This window comes from Terracoccus sp. 273MFTsu3.1 (genome assembly GCF_000383675.1).
Classification (GTDB): domain Bacteria; phylum Actinomycetota; class Actinomycetes; order Actinomycetales; family Dermatophilaceae; genus Terrabacter.
Genome location: NZ_KB911821.1, coordinates 146,184 through 168,520 on the forward strand (window position 1 = coordinate 146,184; position 22,337 = coordinate 168,520).

At 72.9% G+C, this 22,337-nt stretch carries 19 protein-coding genes; 7 read left to right on the forward strand and 12 right to left on the reverse strand.

Annotation, left to right across the window (positions count from 1 at the left end; genetic code table 11):
• Positions 1 to 19 precede the first annotated feature (19 nt).
• The gene (locus H283_RS0106315) at positions 20 to 1,153 is read left to right on the forward strand and encodes an MBL fold metallo-hydrolase (RefSeq protein ID WP_020142671.1); all 1,134 of its coding nucleotides are present in this window, start codon (positions 20 to 22) and stop codon (positions 1,151 to 1,153) included.
• Between the two features lie 47 nt (positions 1,154 to 1,200).
• On the opposite strand, the gene H283_RS0106320 is transcribed toward H283_RS0106315, so the two are convergent.
• From H283_RS0106320 to H283_RS0106355, 9 genes are all read right to left on the reverse strand, one after another.
• On the reverse strand, positions 1,201 to 3,063 hold the full coding sequence (locus H283_RS0106320; protein ID WP_020142672.1) for a long-chain fatty acid--CoA ligase: 1,863 nt from the start codon (positions 3,061 to 3,063) through the stop codon (positions 1,201 to 1,203).
• 145 nt (positions 3,064 to 3,208) lie between these two features.
• The gene (gene rodA, locus H283_RS0106325) at positions 3,209 to 4,441 is read right to left on the reverse strand and encodes a rod shape-determining protein RodA (protein WP_020142673.1); all 1,233 of its coding nucleotides are present in this window, start codon (positions 4,439 to 4,441) and stop codon (positions 3,209 to 3,211) included.
• Entirely contained in the window at positions 4,405 to 5,376 is a 972-nt protein-coding gene (locus tag H283_RS0106330) for a bifunctional riboflavin kinase/FAD synthetase (RefSeq protein WP_028785371.1), read from the reverse strand. The genes rodA and H283_RS0106330 overlap by 37 nt, the downstream gene beginning before the upstream one ends.
• Positions 5,377 to 5,432: 56 nt before the next feature.
• Complete coding sequence (gene truB, locus H283_RS0106335) at positions 5,433 to 6,383, reverse strand: tRNA pseudouridine(55) synthase TruB (RefSeq protein ID WP_020142675.1); 951 nt, start codon at positions 6,381 to 6,383, stop codon at positions 5,433 to 5,435.
• Positions 6,380 to 6,868: a 30S ribosome-binding factor RbfA gene (gene rbfA, locus H283_RS0106340; RefSeq protein WP_020142676.1), complete on the reverse strand. Its 489-nt coding sequence runs from the start codon at positions 6,866 to 6,868 to the stop codon at positions 6,380 to 6,382. The genes truB and rbfA overlap by 4 nt, the downstream gene beginning before the upstream one ends.
• A 183-nt stretch (positions 6,869 to 7,051) precedes the next feature.
• Entirely contained in the window at positions 7,052 to 9,970 is a 2,919-nt protein-coding gene (gene infB, locus H283_RS0106345; protein ID WP_028785372.1) for a translation initiation factor IF-2, read from the reverse strand.
• 92 nt (positions 9,971 to 10,062) lie between these two features.
• Positions 10,063 to 10,539 (reverse strand): YlxR family protein, encoded by a 477-nt coding sequence (locus tag H283_RS27130; RefSeq protein ID WP_255324757.1) that lies wholly within the window; start codon positions 10,537 to 10,539, stop codon positions 10,063 to 10,065.
• A 52-nt stretch (positions 10,540 to 10,591) separates the two neighbouring features.
• Positions 10,592 to 11,893, reverse strand: a complete 1,302-nt coding sequence (locus H283_RS0106350; protein ID WP_020142679.1) for a HAMP domain-containing sensor histidine kinase — start codon at positions 11,891 to 11,893, stop codon at positions 10,592 to 10,594.
• Positions 11,893 to 12,582 (reverse strand): response regulator transcription factor, encoded by a 690-nt coding sequence (locus H283_RS0106355; protein WP_020142680.1) that lies wholly within the window; start codon positions 12,580 to 12,582, stop codon positions 11,893 to 11,895. The genes H283_RS0106350 and H283_RS0106355 overlap by 1 nt, the downstream gene beginning before the upstream one ends.
• A gap of 80 nt (positions 12,583 to 12,662) precedes the next feature.
• On the opposite strand from H283_RS0106355, the gene H283_RS26530 reads away from it, so the two are divergent.
• Positions 12,663 to 13,355: a hypothetical protein gene (locus H283_RS26530; RefSeq protein ID WP_028785374.1), complete on the forward strand. Its 693-nt coding sequence runs from the start codon at positions 12,663 to 12,665 to the stop codon at positions 13,353 to 13,355.
• Positions 13,356 to 13,376: 21 nt separating this feature from the next.
• On the opposite strand, the gene nusA is transcribed toward H283_RS26530, so the two are convergent.
• Together nusA and rimP are read right to left on the reverse strand one after the other, a co-directional pair.
• Positions 13,377 to 14,420, reverse strand: a complete 1,044-nt coding sequence (gene nusA / locus H283_RS0106365; protein WP_020142681.1) for a transcription termination factor NusA — start codon at positions 14,418 to 14,420, stop codon at positions 13,377 to 13,379.
• Entirely contained in the window at positions 14,420 to 15,046 is a 627-nt protein-coding gene (rimP, locus tag H283_RS0106370) for a ribosome maturation factor RimP (protein WP_020142682.1), read from the reverse strand. Before rimP ends, nusA begins: the two co-directional genes overlap by 1 nt.
• Before the next feature lie 133 nt (positions 15,047 to 15,179).
• Here rimP and H283_RS0106375 point away from each other — a divergent pair, with 133 nt between their 5' ends.
• From H283_RS0106375 to H283_RS0106385, 3 genes are all read left to right on the forward strand, one after another.
• A complete protein-coding gene (locus H283_RS0106375; RefSeq protein ID WP_156023025.1) occupies positions 15,180 to 16,184 on the forward strand; it encodes a hypothetical protein in 1,005 nt (334 codons plus the stop codon).
• On the forward strand, positions 16,181 to 17,149 hold the full coding sequence (locus tag H283_RS0106380) for an aminoglycoside phosphotransferase family protein (protein WP_020142684.1): 969 nt from the start codon (positions 16,181 to 16,183) through the stop codon (positions 17,147 to 17,149). The genes H283_RS0106375 and H283_RS0106380 overlap by 4 nt, the downstream gene beginning before the upstream one ends.
• A 174-nt stretch (positions 17,150 to 17,323) precedes the next feature.
• The gene (locus tag H283_RS0106385) at positions 17,324 to 18,709 is read left to right on the forward strand and encodes an MATE family efflux transporter (RefSeq protein WP_020142685.1); all 1,386 of its coding nucleotides are present in this window, start codon (positions 17,324 to 17,326) and stop codon (positions 18,707 to 18,709) included.
• Between the two features lie 24 nt (positions 18,710 to 18,733).
• On the opposite strand, the gene H283_RS0106390 is transcribed toward H283_RS0106385, so the two are convergent.
• A complete protein-coding gene (locus H283_RS0106390) occupies positions 18,734 to 19,348 on the reverse strand; it encodes a hypothetical protein (protein ID WP_156023026.1) in 615 nt (204 codons plus the stop codon).
• Positions 19,349 to 19,438: 90 nt separating this feature from the next.
• On the opposite strand from H283_RS0106390, the gene H283_RS0106395 reads away from it, so the two are divergent.
• Together H283_RS0106395 and H283_RS0106400 are read left to right on the forward strand one after the other, a co-directional pair.
• Positions 19,439 to 21,445 (forward strand): thioredoxin domain-containing protein, encoded by a 2,007-nt coding sequence (locus H283_RS0106395; protein ID WP_020142687.1) that lies wholly within the window; start codon positions 19,439 to 19,441, stop codon positions 21,443 to 21,445.
• A gap of 65 nt (positions 21,446 to 21,510) precedes the next feature.
• Positions 21,511 to 22,308, forward strand: coding sequence for a response regulator transcription factor (locus H283_RS0106400; protein WP_020142688.1), 798 nt, complete (start codon positions 21,511 to 21,513; stop codon positions 22,306 to 22,308).
• The last annotated feature ends 29 nt before the right edge of the window (positions 22,309 to 22,337 follow it).

Sequence of the window (22,337 nt, forward strand, 5' to 3'; positions counted from 1 at the left end):
GGTGGGCGGAGGTGGAGAGGTGGCGACGGTGCCGACGGCGATCCACGTGGAGGTGCTGCCCGCCCGACTGGGCGACTGCCTCCTCGTCGAGTGCCCGCGCCCCGACGGCACGACGTGGCGGATGCTCGTGGACGGCGGCCCCCCGGACACGTGGCCCCTGCTCGAGGCGCGGCTGCGTCGCCTCGACCCGGCTGACCGACACATCGACGTCGCCGTCATCACGCACATCGACAACGACCACATCGGCGGCATGCTGCCCTTCCTCGCGAGCGACCTGGCCGCCGACGTCGGGGACTTCTGGTTCAACGGGCGCCCGCACCTCCCCGTCACGGCCCCCGACCGGCCCCGCAGCGTCGACCAGGGCGAGAGCCTCGTCGCCGCGCTCAACGGCTCGGCCGAGGACCCCCTGGCCGGCGGCCCCGCCGCGCGTACGTCCCGCCCCCTTCCGTGGAACGCCGCGTTCGGTGGCGGGCCGGTCGACACCGGCGCGGCCGGGGGCTTCGTCGAGGTCGCGGTGCCGGGTGGGCCGACCGTGACCGTGCTCTCCCCGACGACGAAGCGGCTCGCACGGCTGGCCGACACGTGGTCGAAGAGCCTGCGCGCTGCACTCGGCGCACGTGACCGTGAGGTGGGTGTCGACGTGCTCGGGCCCCTCGACGACCTGAGGCACCTGGCCGACGCCCGGACGCCCCAGGACTCGTCGGTGCCCAACGGCAGCAGCATCGCCCTGCTCGTCGAGCACCGCGGGGCGAGCGTCGTGCTCGGCGCCGACGCCCACGGCGGGGTGCTCGCGGCGGCCCTGCTGGGCGTCGCCCGGGCCCGTGGGGGTGAGGACCTCAGGGTCGACGCGTTCAAGCTGCCCCATCACGGCAGCGAGGCCAACGTCGTCGCAGCGCTTCTCCGGGCGGCACCGGCTCGGCACTACCTCGTCTCGACGAACGGCGACGTCTTCCACCACCCGGACGACGCGGCCGTGGCCCGGGTCGTGCTCGACGCCCCGGCCGGACCGACCCTGTGGTTCAACTACCGCACCCCACGCACCGAGCGGTGGGCCGACCCGCGACTCGTCGCGAGCCACGGGCACCACGTCGCGTTCCCCGACCCGGGGCACGCCGACGCCGGGGCCGTCATCGACCTCCCGGCGCGGCGCTGAGCGCCGGCGTCAGGCCCCCGCGTCGGGCCCCGGCGTCAAGGCTCCTGTCAGGAGCCGTCGTACATCGCATCGAGCTCGGCCCGGTGCTTCTCGGTCACGGCCTTGCGGCGCAGCTTCATGCTCGGGGTGAGGTCGCCCTCCTCGACGGTGAGGTCCTTGTCGAGGATGGTGAACTTCTTGATGGTCTCCCAGCGGTTGAGGCCGTCGTTGAGCTGGTCGACGTAGCGCTGGACGAGTGCGTGGGCCTGCGGCGAGGCCACCACCTCGGCGTACGTCTTGCCGGCGAGCCCGACGGTCGGGGCCCATCCGGCCACCGCGTCGGGGTCGAGCGTCACGAGCGCCGTCGCGTAGTTGTGGCCCGCCCCGTGCACGAGGAACTGGCTGACGAACGGGCACAGGCCCTTGAAGCGCGCCTCGATCTCGGCCGGGGCGACGTACTTGCCGCCCGAGGTCTTGAAGACGTCCTTCTTGCGGTCGGTGACGTAGAGGAAGCCGCGCTCGTCGATGCGCCCGATGTCGCCGGTGTGGAACCAGCCGTCCTCGGTCAGCACCTCGGCGGTCGCCTCGGGGTTGTTGTGGTAGCCGCGCATGACGCCCGGACCCTTGACGAGGATCTCGCCGTCCTCGTCGGCGATGCGGACCTCCGTGCCCGGCAGCGGCCAGCCCACGGAACCGTACTGGTACGAGCCGTGCTCGGGGGCGTTGACCGTCGTGCCCGACGACGTCTCGGTCAGGCCGTACCCCTCCTGGACCAGCAGGCCGACCGAGCCGAACCAGCGCGCGACGTCCGCGTTGAGCGGCGCGGAACCGCTGATCATGAAGCGGACCCGCCCGCCGAAACGCTCCTGCACCTTGTGCAGCACGAGCCTCGTCGCGAGCGCGTGACGGCGCCGGAGGCCCGACGAGGGCTGCTCGCCGCGGGCCTGCACGTCGCGCATCTCGCCGCCCACCTTGAGCGCCCAGTCGATGAGCTTCTTCTTGACACCCTTCTCGCCGGCGAACATCAGGGCGATGCGCCCGTGCGCCTTCTCGAAGATGCGCGGCGGGCCGGCCATGAAGGTCGGCTTGATGACGGCCATGTTCTCGACGATCTTGTCGACCCGGCCGTCGACGGCGGTCGGGAAGCCGATCTGGAGCCCGGTCGCGACGAGCATCTTGCCGAACACGTGCGACAGCGGCAGCCAGAGGAACTGGAGGTCGTCCTTGGTGAAGGTGCCGATGGCATCGATGACGGCGCCCTCGTAGACGACGCTGTCCTGGACGAGGCGCACCCCCTTGGGCCGGCCGGTCGTGCCGGACGTGTAGATGACGACGGCGAGGGACTCGGGACCGAGCTGGTCGATGCGCGAGTCGACGAGGTCGGGCGTCGCGGCGAGCCACTCGCGGCCGCGCTCTGCGAGCTCGTCGGTGGTGATGACCCAGCCGTCGTCGCTGCCCGGCCCGGTCAGGGCGATGACCTGCCGGACGCCGGGCACCTCCGAGCGCACGTGCTGGAGCTTGGCGACCTGCTCCGCGTTCTCGGCGAAGACGATGCCGCTGCCGGAGTCGGTGAGGATGTAGGCGACGTCCTCGGCGATCGTCGTCGGGTAGACGGTCGTCGTCGCACCCCCGGCGCAGATGACGGCGAGGTCGGCGAGGATCCACTCGACGCGGGTCGTCGACGCGATGGCGACGCGGTCCTCGAGCGCCACCCCGAGGCTGACGAGCCCGGCGGCCCACTGCTCCACGACCTCGTGCGTCTGCCGCCACGTCAGGGTGGTCAGCTCGCTCGACCCCTCCGCGAAGTAGAGGTAGGCCGGTGCGTCGGGCGTCGCCCGGACCCGGCTGCGGAACAGCGCACCCACGCTGGGAGCGCGTCCGTCGAGGACGTTCTGGTCGACGTCCCGGTCGGCAAGGGCCTGGAGGGGCATGTGGACTCCTTTGTCACTGCGGTTGCCCGTCATCGGCGTCTGCGGGCGACCGCCATGCCGGGATGATGTCAACAAACGTCGTGCCAGTCACGCATCCCTCGGTGTCCTCGTCGAAACGTGACCCCTCGGTAACCGGACGCGGGGCTCAACCCAGCCGGAGGCGACCCGCCACGGGTCGCCCGCCCCGTCGCTGCGACGCCGCGGCGACGTTGCCGACGAGGCCGACGGCGATCCACGAGGCGATGAGCGAGGAGCCGCCGCTCGACACGAACGGCAACGGCAGCCCCGTGACGGGCATGAGCCCGAGGTTCATCCCGATGTTCTCGAAGGCCTGCACGCCGAGCCAGACGGCGACCCCGATCGCGACGAGGCGCCCGAAGGCGTCGGCGCGGCGCGCCACGACGACGCACCGCACGACGATGAACCCGATGAGCACGACGAGCCCGGCCGCCCCGAGGAAGCCGAGCTCCTCCCCCGCGACGGAGAAGACGAAGTCGGTCTCCTGGAACGGGATGAACCCGCCCTGGGTCTGGCGACCCTCGAAGAGCCCCTGGCCACCGAGCCCACCCGAGCCGATGGCGACGCGCACCTGACGCGTCTGGTAGCCAATGCCCTGCGGGTCGAGCGAGGGGTCGAGGAAGGCGCGCAGCCGGTTGCGCTGGTAGGCCGACAGGACCGGAGTCAGGAAGGCAGCGGCCACGGCCGCCGCACCGGCGACGAGGACACCGAGCGTCCACAGCGCGGGAGCTCCGGCCGCCGCGATGATGACGACCGCCATGGCGACGAGCACGAGGGCCGAGCCGAGGTCGGGCTGGGCGAGCACGAGGACGACGGGTATGCCGGCCACGACCCACGCGAGCGCCACGTCCCGGTGGCGTTGGCGCAGCCCGCGCTCGGCCCGCTCCGCCAGGAGCATCGCGAGACCGATCGCCAGGGCCACCTTCATGAGCTCCGACGGCTGCAGGCTCGTGCCGCCCGGTAGCCGGATCCAGGAGCGCGACCCGTTGACGGTCGACCCGAGCGGCGACACGACGGCCGCGAGCCCGAGGACGGCGACGACGTAGACGACGGGAGCGACCGCTCGCACCACGCGCACGTCGAGCCGCGTCACCACGGCGGCGCACGCGACGCCGACGCCCACCGCGACGAGCTGCTTGAGCGCCGCGGTCCCTCCGACCGACGCGCGGGTGGCCGACCAGACGAGGACGACGCCGACGACCGAGAGGCCGAGGGCGCCGATGAGCAGTCCGAGGTCGACCCGAAGCCACGACGGTCCAGTGGGGGTGCGTGCCGCCCGCCGGACGCCGCCGGCAGGGCGCGTCGGCGGCAGGAGCGGCCCGGCTACGACGGGACGATCGCCGAGAGGATCTCGCGACACCGGACCACGTCCTGGGCCATCTGCTCGACGAGGGTGTCGATCGACTCGAACTTCAGGGTGGGCCGCAGGTGCGAGACGAACTCCACCGCGACGCGCTCGCCGTAGAGGTCGAGGTCGGTGCGGTCGAGGACGTAGGCCTCGACCCTGCGCTGGTGACCGTCGAACGTCGGGTTGGTGCCCACGGAGACGGCCGCCGGGAGGGTGCGGTCGGGGGCACCCTCGTCGAGGCCGAGACGGACGAGCCACCCGGCATACACCCCGTCGGCCGGCACGAGGCCCTCGTGGTCCTGCGAGAGGTTGGCCGTGGGGTAGCCGAGCTCGCGGCCCCGGTGGTCGCCGTGCACGACCGTGCCGGTGACCCGGTGCGGACGACCGAGGATCTGGGCGGCGTGGTCGACGTTGCCGGCGAGCAGCTCGGCGCGCAGCTGCGTCGAGCTCCAGCGCGCGCCCTCGTCGGCCCCCTCGCCGATGTCGTCGAGGGCGATGACCTCGAAGCCGTGCACGGCGCCGAGCTCGCGCAGCGTGCCGACGTCGCCGGAGTTGCGCACGCCGAAGCGGGTGTCCTTGCCGACGACGACGGCGCACGCTCCGAGGGCGTCCACGAAGGTGCCGCGCACGAACTCCTCAGGGGTCTGCTGGGCGAACTCACGGGTGAACTCGATGACGAGCACCGCACCGAGGCCCACCGACGCGAGGGCGTCGAGTCGCTGCTCGAGCGACATGACGGCGGCCGGGGCGCGGTCGGGGTAGAGCACGGCGATCGGGTGCGGCTCGAAGGTGACGGCGACGGGAAGGGCGTCGCGGTCGGCGGCGTCGCGCACGACGCGGGTCAGGACCTCGCGGTGTCCGCGGTGCACCCCGTCGAAGTTGCCGAGGGTGACGACGGTGGGGCCGAGGTCGGCCGGGATGTCGTCGAGTCCGTACCAGCGCTGCACGGCGACCACTGTAGTGGCCCCGTCGGAGCGGACGTCCGAGGGCTCGGGCACGAGGGTCAGGCCCCCGCCCCGGACGCGGCGAAGACCACCTTGGCCCGGGCGGTCGGACGCGTCTCGTCGAGCACGGCGACGAGTCGCCCGTCGGGGTCGATGGCGGCCACGGCGTCGGAGCCGTCCACCGCGCTCTGGATCCGCTGGCCGTAGCCCAGGGCGACGGCCTCCTCGGCCGTCACCTCGTGGACGGGCAGCTGCGCCCGGGCCGCGTCGGCGATCGGGAGCAGGGGTATGCCGTCCGGCCCGTCGGCCTCCGAGGTGGCCGTGAGGTCGTCGAGCGAGACCGCGGCGTCGAGCGCGAAGCGGCCGACCCGCGTACGCCGGAGCGCCGTCAGGTGGCCACCGACGCCGAGCGCCTCACCGAGGTCGCGGGCGAGCGCGCGGACGTAGGTGCCGGACGACACGTCGACCTCGACCTCGACGTCGACGACGTCGATCGGCGGGCCGACCTCGACGGTCGCGGTGCCGGGGCGCACCGAGAGCACGTCGAAACGGCTCACCGTGACCGGGCGCGCCGGCAGGTCGACCTCGTCGCCCTGCCGGACGCGCGTGTAGCTGCGCACGCCCTTGACCTTGATGGCGCTGACCGAGCTCGGCACCTGCTGGATGTCGCCCGTCAGGGCCGCGACGGCCGCGGGCAGGGCCGCCTCGAGGGCGGGCAGGTCGTCGACCCCGAGCGCCTGGGTCGTCTCGCCCTCGGCGTCGTCGGTGAGGGTCGCCATCCCGAGACGGATCGTGGCGGCATACGACTTGTCGCAGCCGACGAGGAAGGTCAACAGCTTCGTGCCGCGCTCGACGCCGAGCACGAGGACGCCGGTCGCCATGGGGTCGAGCGTGCCGGCATGGCCGACCCGGCGGGTGCCGCAGAGGCGACGGGCGCGCGCGACGACGTCATGGCTCGTCCATCCGGCCGGCTTGTCGACGACGAGCAGGCCACCCGAGCGGTCTGTCATCGGGCGTCGACGTCCGCGTCCACCTCGGCGTCCACGTCGTCGGTGTCCTCGTCGTCCGCGGAGCGGTCGACCGGCTTGCGGTAGGGGTCGGGGTCGCCGGCGGGCTTGGCGTTCGCCGCGGCACGGGCCAGCTCCTCGTCCCGGGCGCGCGTCTGGGCCACGAGGTCCTCCAGGTGGGCAGCGCCCTCGGGCAGCGCGTCGGCGATGAACTCGATCGACGGCGTCAGACGGATGCCGATGCCCTTGCCGACGGCCGAGCGGATGCGGCCCTTGTTGGCCTCGAGCACCTCGGCCGTGGCCTGGCGGTCCTCGTTGCTGCCGAAGACGGTGTAGAAGACGGAGGCCTGCTGGAGGTCACCCGTGACGCGAGCGTCGGTGATGGTGACGAAACCGAGGCGCTCGTCCTTGAGCCGGAACTCGAGGTACTCGGCGACGATGACCTTGATCCGGTCGGCGATCTTGCGGGCGCGGGCGGGGTCAGCCATGACTACCTCTTTCGTGTGCTGTGCGGTCGGGCCGTGACAGCCGGGCCGACGTGGTGTTCACCCTAGTAGCGGGCCGGGGGCCCCGCGCATTCCCACCCGGGCGTCCGCGGGGCGGGTGGGGACCGCCGCGGACGGCGACGGCGCCGACCCCCGTGGGGGCCGGCGCCGTCGGACCGGTCGAGCTCAGGCGCGCGGCTTCTCGCGCATCTCGAACGTCTCGATGACGTCGTCGATCTCGATGTTGTTGAAGTTGCCGAGGTTGATACCGCACTCGAAGCCCTCGCGGACCTCGGTGACGTCGTCCTTGAAGCGACGCAGACCGGTGATCTCGATGCCCTCGCCGATGACGGTGCCGTCGCGGATGATCCGCGCACGGGTCCCGCGCTTGATCTCGCCGGAGCGCACGAGCGAACCCGCGACGTTGCCGAACTTGCTCGACTTGAAGACCTCGCGGACCTCGGCCGTGCCCAGCTGGACCTCTTCGTACTCCGGCTTGAGCATGCCCTTGAGGGCTGCCTCGACGTCGTCGATCGCCTGGTAGATGACCGAGTAGAAGCGCATGTCGACGCCCTCCCGGTCGGCCAGCTCGGCGACACGCTCCGCGGGGCGGACGTTGAAGCCGATGATGATCGCGTTGTCGACCGTCGCGAGGTTGACGTCGTTCTGCGTGATCGCACCGACACCGCGGTGGATGATCCGCAGGTCGACCTCGTCGCCCACGTCGATCTTGAGCAGCGCGTCCTCGAGCGCCTCGACCGAACCCGACACGTCACCCTTGAGGATGAGGTTGAGGGTGTCGACCTTGCCCGCGGCGAGAGCCTCGTTGAGGTCCTCGAGCGAGATGCGCTTGCGGCGCTTGGCGAGGCTCGCCGCACGCGACGCGGCCTCACGACGCTCGGCGATCTGGCGCGCGGTGCGGTCGTCGGGTGCCACGAGGAACGTGTCACCGGCGCCGGGCACCGACGTCAGACCGAGCACCATGACCGGACGCGAGGGACCGGCCTGCTCGACGTTGTTGCCGTGCTCGTCGAGCATGGCACGCACGCGGCCGTGACCGCTGCCGGCCACGATCGAGTCACCGACGCTGAGGGTTCCCGACTGGACGAGGACGGTCGCGACCGGGCCGCGGCCCTTGTCGAGGTGCGCCTCGATGGCGACACCACGGGCGTCCTTGTCGGGGTTGGCGCGCAGGTCGAGAGCCGCATCGGCGGTGAGCAGGACGGCCTCGAGGAGCCCGTCGATGTTCGTGCCGTTCTTGGCCGAGACGTCGACGAACATCGTGTCGCCGCCGTACTCCTCCGCGATGAGGTTGTACTCGGTCAGCTGCTGCCGGATCTTGGCCGGGTTGGCGTCCGGCTTGTCGACCTTGTTGACGGCCACGACGATCGGCACGTTGGCCGCCTGGGCGTGGTTGAGCGCCTCGATGGTCTGCGGCATGACGCCGTCGTCGGCGGCCACGACGAGGATCGCGATGTCCGTCACCGACGCACCACGGGCACGCATGGCCGTGAAGGCCTCGTGACCGGGGGTGTCGATGAACGTGATGGCGCGCTTCTCGCCCTCGTGTGTCGTGGCGACCTGGTAGGCACCGATGTGCTGGGTGATGCCACCGGCCTCGCCCTCGGCGACCTCCTCGGAGCGGATCGCGTCGAGGAGCTTCGTCTTTCCGTGGTCGACGTGGCCCATGACGGTCACGACCGGTGGACGCGCCTCGAGGTCCTCGTCCTCCTCGGCCTCGAGCTCGGCGTCGAGGTCGATGTTGAACGAGCCGAGCAGCTCGCGCTCCTCGTCCTCGGGCGACACGACCTCGATCTCGTAGCCGAGCTCGGCGCCGAGCACCTTGAAGGTCTCCTCGTCGAGGGACTGCGTGGCCGTGGCCATCTCGCCGAGGTGGAACAGCACGGTGACGAGCGACGCCGGGTTGGCGTTGATCTTGTCGGCGAAGTCGGTCAGCGAGGCACCACGACGGACGCGGATGGTCGTCTTGCCGTCGCCACGGGGGACGCTGACGCCACCCAGGCTCGGCGCCTGCATCTGCTCGAACTCCTGGCGCTTCGCGCGCTTGGACTTGCGGCCACGGACTGGACGACCGCCGCCGCGGCCGAAGGCACCAGCCGTCGAGCCACGACCGCCACCGCCACCGCGGGGACCACCGAAGCCACCGGGACGACCGCCGCCGGGGGCGCCGCCGGGGCCACCACCGAAGCCACCACGGCCACCGGCGCCACCGGGGCCGCCACGGCCGGGGCCGCCTGCCGGGCGCTGGCCCGGACGGCCGACGGTGCTGCGCTCGGGCATCATGCCCGGGCTGGGACGCGGACCACCGGGACGCGGGGCGCCACCGGGAGCACCGGGACGACCGCCTGCGGCGGGGGCACCGGGACGCGGGGCGCCACCGGGAGCACCCGGACGCTGGCCACCCTGGCCGCCCTGACCGCCCTGGCGCTGCTGCGGACGCGGCATGCCCTGGCTGGGGCTGAACGGGTTGTTGCCCGGACGCGGCGCGGTGTCGCCACCGGGACGCGGGGCGCGGGACTGGCCCATGCCCTGGCTCGGGGCGAACGGGTTGTTGCCCGGACGCGGCTGACCCGGACGGGGAGCCGGACGCGGGGAGGCCGGGACGCCGGAGGTCTGCTGACCACCGTCACGGCTGGACTGCACCCGAGCCGGGGCCGCGGGAGCGGCGGGCGCCGGAGCAGCCGGGGCCGGAGCCTTCGGTGCCGGGGCGGCGGGTGCGGGGGCTGCCTTGGCGGGGGCCGGAGCGGCCTCGCGGGCGGCAGGCGCTGCGGGAGCAGCCGGGGCGGGAGCCGCGGGTGCTGCGGCTGCGGGAGGCGCCGGCGCGGGGGCCGACGGCGCCGGAGCAGCCTTCTGGGGCGCGGCGGGCGCCGCGCTCGTGGGGGCGGCCTTGGGGGCCGCCGGCTTCTTGTCGCCGCTGGACGAGCCTTCCCGGGGGAAGGTCTCGATGATCTTGCGGACGACGGGGGGCTCGATGGTCGACGATGCCGACCGGACGAACTCTCCCTGGCTCTTCAAGTGTGCGAGCAGTGTCTTGCTCTCGACTCCGAGCTCCTTTGCGAGCTCGTAGACCCGGACCTTAGCCACATCTCTCCTGTTCCTGGTCCGGCCTGAACAGGAAGTGGCCGAACCGTGGGTTATTGCTGGGGCTTGCTCATCGCTGAGTACTCATCGGGTGCTCATAGCGTTTTCAACCCGCCTTGGTTCGTTGACTGATCTCTGACTGATCGGTGCGACCCGTGTGGGGCACCGGAGCGTTGCTGCGTGTCCTGGACCCCGAGATGTCGTGCCACCGCGCTGACGTCGAGAGCGACCTGCAGGCGCAGGGCACGTCCGAACGCCTTGCGGCGCACTGCCAGCTCGAAGCAGTCGGGCGTCGGGTGCAGCCATGCACCACGTCCCGGCATCCGGTGTCTCGGGTCGGGACGGAGCCTGACCGGGGAGGTGTCCCCGGCGTCTCTGTCCGTCGCCGCGACCACTCGCAGCAGGGCCGACCAGCTATCCATTCCTCGACATCCCACACAGGTGCGGGACGGCTCAGCACGGAGTCCAGTCCGGTCGGCCACAGGTAAGTCTACCGCGCCGCAGCGCGAGACCGCGCATCGGGCATGCTGCCCCCCGCCCGGACGAGGCCGAGAACCCGCTGCTGCTGCCATCGTATGCGTGGAGCAGGGCCGTGGGGCGCAGCGCACATCCGTGCTCGTCCGCCTAGCCGTGACGCGTGCCGCCCTCGGGTTGCAGGGGGAGAGAGACCCGCACCAGCAGGCCGCCCAGGTCGGATCGGTCCAGAGCGACCGAGCCACCGGCGGCCTCCGCGACCCGTCGGGCGATGTCGAGCCCGAGACCCGTCGATCCACTGCCGCTGCGGCCCCGGTCGAGGGCGGACTGCGGGGCGCCCGGCCCGCCGTCGGCCACGGTGAGCTGGGCCCGGCCCTCGTGGACGCGCACGGCGACCTCGACGCCGGCTCCCTCGGGCGTGTGCGCGAAGACGTTGTCGAGCAGCACGTCCACGACGTCGCTCACGTCCTCCTCCGGGACGCCGACCGGGCACGGGCCGTCGGGGCCGCTCACCGCGAAGGCACGTTCCTGGTCCTGGGCGAGGGGCTCCCAGAAGGCGGCTCGCCGGCGGACGACGACCCCGAGGTCACAGCCGCTCGGCATCGCACGGCGCAACGGGCGGCGTGCCTCGTGGACGATCGCGTCGACGCTGCGCTGGAGCTCGTCGACGTGGTGACGCAGCCGGCTCGAGACCTCCGGGTCCGTGACGAGGTCGCTGTCGAGCCGCAGCGCGGTGACGGGTGTCCGCAGTCGGTGACCCAGGTCTGCGACGGCCGCGCGCTCGGACGTCACGAGCACGTCGATGCGGTCGGCGAGCTGGTTGAGGGCACCCGCGAGCTCGACCGTCTCGGGAGGCCCTTCGGGCACGGCACGGGTGCCGACCTCGCCCTCGCGAATCCGGTGCGCGACCGCGGCCAGCCGGGTCACGGGCACGCTCACCCGGCGACCCAGACGGAGGGCGATCAGGGCCGCCACCCCGACGAGGAGCAGCCCGAGGCAGATGATCGTGGCCCAGGCGGCCGCGACCCCCTGGCGCATCTCGTCGTTGCTCACGGTGGACTCGACGACCGTCACCCCGCTCTCGGTCTGCACCGGGATGATGACGTCGAGGCCCGTGTCGGTGCGATGGGTGAACGCCGTGCGGGTCGACCGTGCCTGGGCGACCTCGGCGTCGTCGTCCCCCACCGAGGTGTCACGACCGATGACCCGACCGGACGGCGTGTGCACGGCAACGACCATGCCCTGTGCCGTGAAGAGCCCGACGGCCTCGGACAGCACCTGCTCGCTGTCGACGCTGGCCACGACCGTGGCGACGCTGTGCGCCTGCTGACGGGCCCGGTTCACGGCACGGTCCTCGGCGACGTTCGACACGAGCAGGCAGAGGGGGATGATGAAGGCGACGACGACCGCAGACGTCGTCGCGGCCACGAGCCACGTGATCTGACGACGCATCAGGGCACGTCCTCCGGGGCCGCCAGCCGAACCCCCACCCCCCGGACGCTGTGGAGGTACCGCGGATGAGCCGCCGACTCACCGAGCTTGCGACGCAGCCACGACAGGTGCACGTCGACGGTGCGCTCTCCGCCTCCGTAGACCTGCTGCCACACCTCCACGATGATCTCGCGCTTGGTCACGACCTCACCGACCCGCCCGGCGAGCATGAGGAGGAGGTCGAACTCACGTCGCGAGAGGTCGACGGGCACGCCGTCGAGGGTCACTCCCCTGCGGGACGGGTCGATGACGAGACCACCGACGGTGATCCGCTCGTCGGCGTGGGCCGGCTCGCTGCGCCGCAGCACCGCCCGCATCCGGGCCTCGAGCTGGTCGACGGTGAAGGGCTTCGGCACGTAGTCGTCGGCCCCCGAGTCGAGGGCGCGGACGATCGAGGGGTCGTCGTCGCGCGCCGTGACGACGATGACCGGGGTCGCGGTGACCGAGCGCAGCATCGTCAGCACCGTGTGGCCGTCGACGTCGGGCAGCCCCAGGTCGAGCAGGACGACGTCCGGGTGCTCGTTGAGCACCTGCTCGAGCCCACCGAGGCCGCTCGCAGCGCTCGACACGGCGTGCCCACGGCCGGTCAGGGCCCGTACGAGCGATCCCCGGATCGCGGGGTCGTCCTCGATGACGAGCACGTGGGTCACACGCCTCACGGTACGCCCGGGCCGACCTGCGCAGACACGGTCGGGACGCATCCGCTCGGCGCACGGGACGGGGGTCCGTGATGACGTCCGGACGCGCGGGTCCGGTGCGCCTGGCGCTCGGTTGGCTGGCCGTCGTGGCGGTCACCGCCACACTGACGACGACCGTCGTGACGCGCGTCGGTCAGGACGTCGCGGGCGAGCTCGAGCAGCCACTCCCCTCCGCGACGGCCATGGTGCCGAGCACCACCGTCACGTCCACCGCCGGCGGCAGCGTTGCGCCGCGACCCGCGACCACGGGGCTGTCGCCGGACGCGGGCCTGCCCCCGACGACGGGGCCGGGAGGCACAGCGACCCTGCCACCCCGCGAGCCGCCCACCGGCACCGCGGTGTCCGTGGCGCCGATCGGCCCTGTCGCCGCCGGCCGGACCGACCGTCGGCCCGCCGACGGGGACACCGGCGCCGGGGTGCAGGCGCCCGACGGTCCGCCGTCCACCTCGGGCTCGCCCTCCGGGTCGGCCACCACCGCACCGACCGGCGGCACGGCGTCGACGAGCCCCACCGCGAGCTTCTCGGCGACGGGCGGCTCCCTGACGGCGCGTTGCTCCGACGGGCAGGTCCAGCTGCGCTCGGTCACCCCGAGCAACGGCTACCGCTACGAGGTGGAGCGCGAGGACGACGGCCTCCGGGCGACGTTCAAGAGCGACGCGCGCGAGGACCGCCTCCTCGTGGCCTGCCGCTCCGGCCGGCCGGTGCTCGTCCTCAAGGACTCCTGAGCCCGTCGGCGCGAGCCGACCTCAGGAGCCGTCGGTCGTCCCGCGCTCCGCTGCAGCGTCGGCGGCCTCGGTGTCGGGACGGATGTCGATGCGCCATCCGGTGAGCTTGGCGGCCAGGCGGGCGTTCTGGCCCTCCTTGCCGATCGCGAGGCTCAGCTGGTAGTCGGGCACGACGACACGCGCGGCGCGGGCCGCGGCGTCGACGATCTCGACGGACTGCACCCGGGCGGGCGACAGGGCGGCCGCGACGAAGGTGGCGGGGTCGTCGGCGTAGTCGACGATGTCGATCTTCTCGCCGCGGAGCTCGGTCATGACCGCACGGACGCGGGCGCCCATCGGGCCGATGCATGCGCCCTTGGCGTTGACGCCGGCGACCCGGCTGTGGACCGCGATCTTGGTGCGGTGACCGGCCTCACGGGCCAGAGCGGCGATCTCGACGGTGCCGTCGGCGATCTCGGGCACCTCGAACTTGAAGAGCGTGCGCACGAGGTTGGGGTGCGTACGGCTCAGGCCCACCTGGGGGCCCTTGGGGCCACGCTTGACACTGACGACGAAGCAGCGCAGGCGCTCGCCGTGGACGTAGCGCTCCCCCGGCACCTGCTCGGCCAGCGGCAGGATGCCCTCGACCGTGCCGAAGTCGACGAGGACGTTCCGGGGGTCCTGGCTCTGCTGGATGATGCCGGAGATGACGTCACCCTCGCGGCCCTTGAAGTCGCCGAGGATCGCCTCGTCCTCGAGGTCGCGCAGACGCTGGACGATGACCTGACGCGCCGTGGAGGCGGCGATGCGGCCGAAGCCGACCGGGGTGTCGTCGAACTCGGGTCCGGGCTCGCCACGCTGGGGACGCTCGCCCTCCTCGGTGGCCGGGAGCAGGTCGCCCTCCTCACGGGCCCAGACGATGACGTGGCCGGTCTTGCGGTCCAGCTCGACCCGCGCGATGCGCTGGCTGCCGTCGGTGCGGTGGTAGGCGACGAGGAGCGCCTGCTCGATGGCGGGGATGAGCACGTCGAGGCTGATGTCGCGCTCTCGTTCGAGGGCGCGCAGGGCTGCGAGGTCGATGTCCATCAGTGGTCCCCTTCCAGGGCGGACGTCTCGTCCGGGTCGTGGGTGTCGTCGGGTGCGTCGTCGGCCGAGTCGTCGGAGGAGTCGTCCCCGGCGTCGTCGACGGCGGCGTCGTTCGCGGTCCCGGCGCGCGAGAACTCGACCTGCACGGTGCCGCGCTGGACGGTGTCGAGATCGAGGGTCACGTGGCGTGCGGGAGTCTTCTTCGTGGCCTGGACCTCGAGGGTGAGCGAGTCCGTGCCGACCTCGGTGAGCCGCCCGGCGTCGGTGCCGTCCTGGTGGACGACCTCGACGAGTCGCCCCACCTGGCGTCGGAGCTGGTCGCGAGAGGTGAGCGGCCGGCCGACCCCGGGTGAGGACACCTCGAGGACGTACGGGGCCTGACCCATCACGTCGCTCGCGTCCAGCTCGTCGCTCACGGCACGGGTCGCCTCGGCGACGGCGTCGAGCGAGAGCGGCGGGACGGCACTCGTCGTGTCGGCCGCGTCGAGGCCGGCGATGTCGGAGTCGACGAGCACGCGCACGAGCCGCCGCTTGCCGGCGGGAGACACGGAGACGTCCTCGACGACGAGCCCGAGGGGCGCGAGCACCGGCTCGAGCGTCGCTCTGATCTCCTGGGCCGTGCTCATCAGTCGACGCCTCCTGCTCTTCTCGAATGTCCGGCGCCGACGCCCCGAAGGACGCGACGGGCACCGCGTGCCCACCACTCTATCGGCGCCGGGGGGTCGTCGCAGACCGCCGCCCGCGTGCGAAGATCTCGGCATGGACGGCGACACCCGTGGGCTCGGGTCACGGGTGATGGACGGTCTCGGCCGTCCCCCGCGCCGCCTTCTCGTGCTCGGCGGGGGTGCCACCGCGCTCGCCCTGCTCGTCGACCGCGGCCTGCGCCTCGACGTGCCGCCGCCTCCCCCACCGGTGCCGACGCGCCGTCCGGCCCCGGACGAGGCGCTCCTGCTCTCGGCCGTGGCCGACCTCGAACACATCGTGGCGGCCGAGACCTCGGTCCTCGCGGGCGAGGAGGGTGGCGGCCTGGTCCGTCGCCTGCGCACCGTCAACCGGGAGCAGCTGCGCGTCCTGCGGGGTCGGCTCACGAACGCCGGCGTGCCGACGACCGTCATCGACGCCGCTGTGGCCGCCGGGCCTGCGCCGTCGTCGCGAGCCGGCTCCACGGGAACCCCTGCGCCCTCTGCCGCCGCGCCGACGAGCCAGCGGCCCGTCCGTACCCGCCGGGAGCTCGCCGCCCTGCTCGACTCGCTCGGGCCCGACGACTGGTCCGCGCTCACGACGGCGACCGTCGACACCCGCCAGCTGCTCGCGGCCGCGTACGGACAACGCCTCGCCGGCGCAGTGCTCCTCGGACGGGACGTCGCCATGTCGTCGCCGAGCCCGGTGCGACCCGAGATCGTGTCCCGGACCTCCCCCCTCGTGTACGCCTTCGAGGTCGTCGCGGCCCAGAGCTCGGGTGACCAGCGGTCGAGGGCCGAGGACACGCTCACCGCCCTGGTGCGCCTCGACGTCGCCGTGTCGGGCGCGAGCTCGACGACGCCTGCCGGGTGGGCGCTGCCCTACCCGGTCACGACGCCCGAGGCGGCCGGACGGCTCGCGACCGAGACCCTGTCGTCCGCCGTGGACGCGGGCACCGAGGTGGCGGGCCCGGGGCCGAGCGCCGCCTCCCTCGAGGACGTCGCGCGCTGGAGCGCCGCCATCCAGGCACTCGCCGTCGACTGGGACGTGCCCCTGACCGCCTTCCCGGGAGCCACCGCGTGAGCTACGACCCGATGTACGACCTCATCCCCGCCCTCTTCGCCCACGAGGTGAGCGGCTACGAGCCCGACGGCTACGTCTCCGGCGAGGACTGGATCGACGCGCTGCCGGGGCTCATCACCGACCTGCTCGCCGACTGGGAGCTCGAGCCCATCGGGCGAGCCACGAACGGCGTGTGCGCGGTGGCCATCCCGGTGCGACTGCTCGGCTCGGGCCGCGACGTCGTCGGCGTGAGCGGCGAGGGCATCCTCAAGATCACCTGGCCGCACCCGGAGGCCGCGACCGAGCACCTGGCGCTCCAGACGTGGAACGGGCACGGTGCGGCGCGCCTCGTGCGGGCCGACCCCGCGCGCTTCGCCCTGCTCCTCGAACGGCTGCACACCCGCGACCTGACCCGCGTCGACATCGACGAGGCGTGCGGCGTCATCGGTGACCTGCTCCGGATCCTGCGACGCCCCCCGCACCCGCGCGTGCCCAGCCTCACGGCATACGCCCTCCGTCAGGCCGAGGAGCTGGCGGTCGCACCTGCGGTGCTGCCGCGGCGCTACCTCGACCAGGCCTCGACGCTCGCGCGTGAGCTCGTCGAGCGAGCCCCCGCCGAGGACCGGCTGCTGCACACCGACCTGCACTACACGAACGTGCTCGCCGCCTACCGATCCCCGTGGCTCGCCATCGACCCCAAGCCGATGGCCGGTGACCCGGCGTTCGAGGTGGCTCCGGCGCTGTGGAACCGGGCCGACGAGCTCGGGACGGGATCCGAGGTGCGCTGGTCGCTGCGACGGCGCCTCGAGATCATCTGCGAGCGCGCCGGCCTCGACGAGGGGCGGGCCCGCGCGTGGACCATCGTCCGCGAGGCCGACAACGCCCTCGACGCAGCCGAGGCCTTGGCGAAGGGCCCGTCCGGCGACGCCTGGGCGCACGACCGGATCAGCCTCGCGGTGACGATCATCAAGGCGATGAACGACTGAGCCGCCGGGCTCGCGAGCGCCGACACGACGACCGCGGGACAGCCCCGCCACACGTCGGCGACACGCGATCGACGTCGTCGATCAAATCGTTTCGACTCCGAGGTGCTTGAAGCCTTAACCTTGTCGCGCTCCCCACCTTCGTTGTCGAAAGGCACTCGCATGCCTCGCCTTGCCATGCCCACCTCCCGCGACCAGCGCTCGGCCACGCCGACGCCTGCTCGCGAGATCGCGCGCATCGCCGTGCCGGTGAGCATGGAGTTCGTCCTCATGCTCGTGCTCAACTTCGTCAACCAGATCGTCGTCGGGAGCCTCGGGGCCACCGCGATCGCCGCGGTGGGCTTCTCCAACAGCCTCACCTTCATCCTCGCGGTGACGCTCGGCTGTCTCGGCACGTCGGTGAGCATCCTCGTGGCGCGGGCGCACGGCGCCGGTCGCCGGGACGCCCTCGACCACACGGTCACGGCGGCGCTGCTCGTCGCCTTGGGGCTCGGCGTCGTCGTCTCGCTCGTGCCGTGGCTCCTCGCCGACCACCTGATGTCGCTCGTCGGGGCCTCCCCGTCGGTGGCGGCCGCGGGCACCGACTACTTCCGCCTCACCGTCCTCGCGACGCTGCCGGTCATGCTCAGCGCGATCCTCTCGGGCGTCCTCCGCTCGGCCGGCCGGCCGACGAGCCCCATGATCGCGACGATGGTCACCGTGGTCGCGAACTCGGCGATCGCGTACTCCCTCGTCGTCGGGCTCGGCCCGCTGCCCTCGCTCGGTGTCGCGGGCGCCGGCTGGGCCACCCTCGTGACGGCCGTCGTCAAGTCGCTCATCCTGCTGTGGATGGCCTACGGACGACGCGCCGTCGTCGGCTGGAGCCTGCCCGACAGCGTCCGGCAGTGGCGGGCCGTCATCGTGCCTCTCTTCGTCCTCGCGCTCCCGCTCGGCGTCACCGAGCTCTTCTGGACGGTCGGGACCTTCCTCTACAACGTCGTGTTCCAGCAGCTCGGCGACGAGGCGCTGGCCGCCGCGCAGATCGTCACGACGCTGGAGGGCGTCTTCGTCGTCGGCAGCATCGGGCTCATGAGCGCCACGACCACCCTCGTCGGCCGATCCGTCGGGCGCGGGGACGTCGACGACGCGATGGCCTGGGTGCGGCGGCTGACCCGCGCGGGCCTCGGGACGGCTGCGGTCTTCGGGGTCCTCTTCGCCGCCTCGGTGCTGCTGCTCGACATCCTCTTCGGGGAGGCGGGTCGCGACGTGCGCACCATGGCCGGCGTCGGCATCCTCATCAACGCGGCGTTCCAGGTGGTCAAGGTGCGCAACATGATCGTCGGTGCGGGCGTGCTGCCCAGCGCCAACGACGTGCGTGGGGTGATCATGGGCGACGTCGTCGGGGCCTTCCTGATCGGGCTGCCGCTCGCCGTCCTCCTCGGCCTGCACACGCCGCTCGGCTACGTCGGCATCTTCGTGGCCCGCATCCTCGAGGAGCTGGCCAAGCTCGCCATCTTCACGTGGCGGGCGCGTCGCATCCGCTGGGAGCGCCTCGTCGTGCCGCGCGAGGCCGTCGCCGCCTGACGGGCCGGCCGGTCGCCCCTGCCATCAGCCGGTGACGAGGAGCTCCTGGCGCATCCCGTCGGCGTAGTGGTTCTCGAGGTTGCAGACGAGCTCGTAGTGGCCCGGCGCCAAGGTGACGGTCACCCAGCCGACGGCGCCGGAGACGATGCCCTCACCGTGGCCCGCGGCGCAGGACGCCGAGGCCTCCCCGAGGCTGCCCGACTCGTCGACCGTGCCGTCCCGGCCGGGCACGCGCTGTCCGGCGCCGGCGCCGGCGACGAGCGGCAGGACGACGAGCTCGTGGGTGCGCCACCCGGAGTTCTCCACGACGACGCTCACGGGTCCGGAGTGGACGGTCGCGGGCCGCGCGACGAGCAGCATCCGGGCTCCCACCCGGGCGACACCGCCCATCATCCGCGACATGCCCATGTCGACGAGGCTGACGGTCACCCGTGACCCGGGAAGGTCGGTCGGGGCCTCGCACGACAGCGGTGCCCCCATCCGGACGCCGCTGCTCGACCCGGCGCGCGCGCCACCCATGGCTGCGCCCATCGGGGTCGTGGCCACGGGCGCTGCCGAGCAGCCCGCGAGCGCGAGGGCGACAGCTGCGAACACAGCCCCGCCCGTGCACGAGCGACGGATCCGGCGGCTTCTGGCCATGTCTCGACACTAACCCCGGGGGGTATGCGTGGACCGCGTCTGTGACGCACCAGTCCCCAGCCGGCGACTCGGGTGCGCGAGAGTGGGGGCATGCCCAACCGCCTCGACCGAGCGACGAGCCCCTACCTGCTCCAGCACCGCGACAACCCGGTGCACTGGCAGGAGTGGGGCGACGCGGCGTTCGTCGAGGCGCGCGAACGCAACGTCCCTGTGCTCCTGTCGGTGGGCTATGCGGCCTGCCACTGGTGCCACGTCATGGCCCACGAGTCGTTCGAGGACGAGGCCGTCGCGGCCGCGCTCAACGACCGTTTCGTCTCTGTCAAGGTCGACCGCGAGGAGCGACCCGACATCGACGCCGTCTACATGTCGGCGGTCACGGCGACGACCGGCCACGGCGGCTGGCCGATGACGGTCTTCCTCACCCCCGAGGGCGAGCCGTTCTTCTGCGGCACCTACTTCCCGCGCGACCACTTCCTCCACGTCCTGGCGGCCCTCGACGAGGCCTGGCGCACGCGCGAGGACGAGGTGCGCGCGTCGGGTGCGCACATCGCCACCAGTCTCGCCGAGGCCCTCCGGCCGCCGACGCCGTATGCCGTCGAGCCGGGAGCGTTGTCGTCCGCGGTCGGGCTTCTCGCCCGCCAGTTCGACCGCGTGGCAGGCGGTTTCGGCGGCGCACCGAAGTTCCCGCCGTCGATGGTGCTCGAGTTCCTGCTGCGCCACCACGCTCGGACCGGCGACCGGGACGCGCTCACGATGGCGTCCCGCACCCTCGAGGCGATGGCGCGCAGCGGCCTCTACGACCAGCTCGCCGGTGGCTTCGCGCGCTACGCCGTCGACGCCGGCTGGGTCGTGCCCCACTTCGAGAAGATGCTCTACGACAACGCCCTGCTGCTGCGCGCCTACACCTCGTGGTGGAAGGTGTCCCGCGACCCGCTGGCCGAGCGCATCGTCCGCGAGACGGCCGACTTCGTCGTGCGCGAGCTCGGCACCGAGACCGGAGGTTTCGCGTCGTCGCTCGACGCCGACGCTGCCGGCGTCGAGGGGCTGACGTACGCGTGGACACCGGAGCAGCTGTGCGAGGTCCTCGGCGACGACGACGGCCCTGTCGCGGCCGAGCTCCTCGGCGTGACGAGGGAGGGCACCTTCGAGCACGGCGCCTCGACGCTGCAGCTACCGTCCGAGCCGGTTGACCGCGGCTGGTTCGACGACGTGCGAGCACGACTGCTGGCAGCCCGCGCCGAGCGCCCTCAGCCCGGTCGTGACGACAAGGTGGTGACGTCGTGGAACGGCCTGACGGTCGCCGCGCTGGCGGGTGCGGGAGCCGCCTTCGGGCGACGGGACTGGGTGGCGGCCGCGACCCGGTGCGCCGAGCACGTCCTCGACGTCCACGTCGTCGACGGGCAGCTGCGGCGTGCGTCACGAGGCGGCATGGTCGGGACCGCTCGCGCCGTCGCGGACGACCACGGCAACCTCGCGGACGGCCTGCTCGTGCTGCACCAGGTGTCGGGTGACCAGCGCTGGCTGGAGGCCGCCCGACGCGTCCTGGACACCGCGCGCGACTTCGCGGCCGACGACGGCGGGTTCCACGACACCGCCTCGGACGCCGAGCCGCTCTACCTGCGCCCTCGCAGCGCCGCGGACAACGCCGAGCCGGCGGGGCAGTCCGCCCTGGCGGGAGCGCTCGTGACCCTCGGCGCGGTGACCGGTGACTCGGCCGCCCTCGCGGCCGGCGCCACCTCCACCGCTGCGGGGATGGGGCTGGCCGTCCGCGAGCCGCGGTTCGGCGGGTGGTCGCTCGCGGTGGCCGAGTCCCTCGTCGCCGGACCGCTGCAGGTCGCCGTCGTCGGGTCCGGTCGCGACGCCGACGCGCTCGAGGCGGTAGCGCGGCGGTCCCCGAGCCCCGGACTCGTCGTCGTGCGCGGCGAGCCGGACGCGCCAGGCGTCCCCCTGCTGGCCGACCGCCCGCTCGTCGGCGGACGCGCTGCGGCCTACGTCTGTCGCGGGATGGTCTGCGAGCTGCCCACGACCGACCCCGACGTGCTGGCTGCGCAGCTGCGTGCCGGGGCGGCCGAGGGGCCAGGTGGAGTGGTCGACTGAGGCGACGAACCGCCCGACATTCGCATCTGGCGGGCCAAACCGCCGCATTCTGCAAGAATCACCGCATGATGGGCTCAGCGCGCACCGCGGTCGTCGTCGAGGACGACGACGACATCCGTGAGCTCATCACGCACAGCCTCACCATGCAGGGCTTCGAGGTCTCGGCAGCGTCCTCGGGACAGGCGGGCCTCGAGCTCGTCGTCGCGACCGACCCCGACCTCGTCACCCTCGACCTGGGCCTGCCCGATCTCGACGGGATCGAGGTGTGTCGCCGGGTGCGCGACGTGAGCCAGGCCTACGTCGTCATGATCAGCGCACGCACCGACGAGATCGACCGCCTCATGGGCCTGGAGATCGGCGCCGACGACTACCTCACCAAGCCGTTCAGCCCTCGCGAGCTGCAGGCCCGCGTCAACGCGATGTTCCGCCGGCCGCGCACCGGCGGGCCCAACGGCTCCGACGACGCGACGGGGTCGTCCGGCGTCCTGGCGGCCGCCTCAGCCGGGGGGTCGTCCACGGACGGCGCGACGCCGGACGAGCCGGCACCCGAGCTCGTCCGTCACGGCCGCATCGCCGTCGACCCGGAGGGACGGGTCGCCATGGTCGACGACCAGGAGGTCGACCTGACCCGCACCGAGTTCGACCTGCTGTCGACCCTGATCAGCGCACCGCGGCGCGTGTGGTCGCGCGCCGTCCTGCTCGACAGCCTGTGGGGACCCGGCTGGTCCGAGGAGCACCTCGTCGAGGTGCACGTGGGCAACCTCCGCCGCAAGCTGAGCCGTCTCGGCCCCGACGGCACGCGCGCCCCGATCCGGACCGTGCGGGGCGTGGGCTACCGCATGGAGGAGCCCGACGCGTTCTGACGCCTCCGGTGTGGTGCTGGGGCCGCTGG

Coding starts and splice junctions, on each gene's coding strand:
- H283_RS0106400 (WP_020142688.1), top strand. CDS start 21,511: ATGATGGGCTCAGCGCGCACCGCGGTCGTCGTCGAGGACGACGACGAC.
- H283_RS27130 (WP_255324757.1), bottom strand. CDS start 10,539: ATGGCAGCAGCAGCGGGTTCTCGGCCTCGTCCGGGCGGGGGGCAGCAT.
- truB (WP_020142675.1), bottom strand. CDS start 6,383: ATGACAGACCGCTCGGGTGGCCTGCTCGTCGTCGACAAGCCGGCCGGA.
- H283_RS26530 (WP_028785374.1), top strand. CDS start 12,663: ATGACGTCCGGACGCGCGGGTCCGGTGCGCCTGGCGCTCGGTTGGCTG.
- rimP (WP_020142682.1), bottom strand. CDS start 15,046: ATGAGCACGGCCCAGGAGATCAGAGCGACGCTCGAGCCGGTGCTCGCG.
- H283_RS0106375 (WP_156023025.1), top strand. CDS start 15,180: ATGGACGGCGACACCCGTGGGCTCGGGTCACGGGTGATGGACGGTCTC.
- H283_RS0106350 (WP_020142679.1), bottom strand. CDS start 11,893: ATGCGTCGTCAGATCACGTGGCTCGTGGCCGCGACGACGTCTGCGGTC.
- nusA (WP_020142681.1), bottom strand. CDS start 14,420: ATGGACATCGACCTCGCAGCCCTGCGCGCCCTCGAACGAGAGCGCGAC.
- H283_RS0106320 (WP_020142672.1), bottom strand. CDS start 3,063: ATGCCCCTCCAGGCCCTTGCCGACCGGGACGTCGACCAGAACGTCCTC.
- rbfA (WP_020142676.1), bottom strand. CDS start 6,868: ATGGCTGACCCCGCCCGCGCCCGCAAGATCGCCGACCGGATCAAGGTC.
- H283_RS0106395 (WP_020142687.1), top strand. CDS start 19,439: ATGCCCAACCGCCTCGACCGAGCGACGAGCCCCTACCTGCTCCAGCAC.
- H283_RS0106385 (WP_020142685.1), top strand. CDS start 17,324: ATGCCCACCTCCCGCGACCAGCGCTCGGCCACGCCGACGCCTGCTCGC.
- H283_RS0106390 (WP_156023026.1), bottom strand. CDS start 19,348: ATGGCCAGAAGCCGCCGGATCCGTCGCTCGTGCACGGGCGGGGCTGTG.